The organism is Nonomuraea sp. NPDC049400 (assembly GCF_044466425.1).
Classification (GTDB): Bacteria; Actinomycetota; Actinomycetes; order Streptosporangiales; family Streptosporangiaceae; genus Nonomuraea.
On sequence record NZ_JBITMP010000138.1, the window covers coordinates 1 to 1393 of the forward strand.

Sequence of the window (1393 nt, forward strand, 5' to 3'; positions counted from 1 at the left end):
TTGTGTGATGTGACTGCGTGCCTTTTGAAGAATGAGCCTGCGAGTTATGGTGTGTGGCGAGGTTAACCCGTGTGGGGTAGCCGTAGCGAAAGCGAGTCTGAATAGGGCGTTTGAGTCGCATGCTGTAGACCCGAAGCGGAGTGATCTACGCATGGGCAGGTTGAAGCTCAGGTAAGACTGGGTGGAGGACCGAACCCACCAGGGTTGAAAACCTGGGGGATGATCTGTGTGTAGGGGTGAAAGGCCAATCAAACTCCGTGATAGCTGGTTCTCCCCGAAATGCATTTAGGTGCAGCGTTGCGTGTTTCTTGCCGGAGGTAGAGCACTGGATGGCCGATGGGCCCGACAAGGTTACTGACGTCAGCCAAACTCCGAATGCCGGTAAGTGAGAGCGTGGCAGTGAGACTGCGGGCGATAAGGTTCGTAGTCGAGAGGGAAACAGCCCAGATCACCGACTAAGGCCCCTAAGCGTGTGCTAAGTGGGAAAGGATGTGGAGTCGCAGAGACAACCAGGAGGTTGGCTTAGAAGCAGCCACCCTTGAAAGAGTGCGTAATAGCTCACTGGTCAAGTGATTCTGCGCCGACAATGTAGCGGGGCTCAAGTACACCGCCGAAGTCGTGGCACTGACAGCCTTCGGGTTGTTGGTGGGTAGGGGAGCGTCGTGCAGCCGGTGAAGCAGCAGAGTGATCTAGTTGTGGAGGCTGTGCGAGTGAGAATGCAGGCATGAGTAGCGAATCGAGGGTGAGAAACCCTCGCGCCGGATGACCAAGGGTTCCTGGGGCAGGTTAATCCGCCCAGGGTAAGTCGGGACCTAAGGCGAGGCCGACAGGCGTAGTCGATGGACAACGGGTTGATATTCCCGTACCCGCTTCAATGCGCCCATATCGAACCTCGTGATGCTAAGAGTCCTTAAGTCCCTAACGCTCTTCGGAGTGTGGGTGAGACTGAACGCTCGAACCGATCGGGTAGTAGGTAAGCGATGGGGTGACGCAGGAAGGTAGTCCAGCCCAGGCGATGGTTGTCCTGGGGTAAGCATGTAGGGAGCGAGGTAGGTAAATCCGCCTCGTATGTATCCTGAGATGTGATGCCGAGCCGATTGTGGTGAAGTGGATGATCCTATGCTGCCGAGAAAAGCCTCTAGTGAGTGTTGTGGCGGCCCGTACCCTAAACCGACTCAGGTGGTCAGGTAGAGAATACCGAGGCGATCGGGTGAACTGTGGTTAAGGAACTCGGCAAATTGCCCCCGTAACTTCGGGAGAAGGGGGACCTCTGCTGGTGTAGGACCGTGCGTCCGAGGCTGGTGGGGGTCGCAGTGGCCAGGGGGAAGCGACTGTTTACTAAAAACACAGGTCCGTGCGAAGTCGTAAGACGATGTATACGGACTGACGCCTG

The 1393-nt window shown here is 56.4% G+C and carries 1 rRNA gene (cut by a window edge); it reads left to right on the forward strand.

The annotated features are described in order from the left end of the window. Positions 1 to 1393, forward strand: a 23S ribosomal RNA gene (locus ACIBVN_RS60730); its annotated part runs 1266 nt beyond the window's last position; the annotation flags it as partial.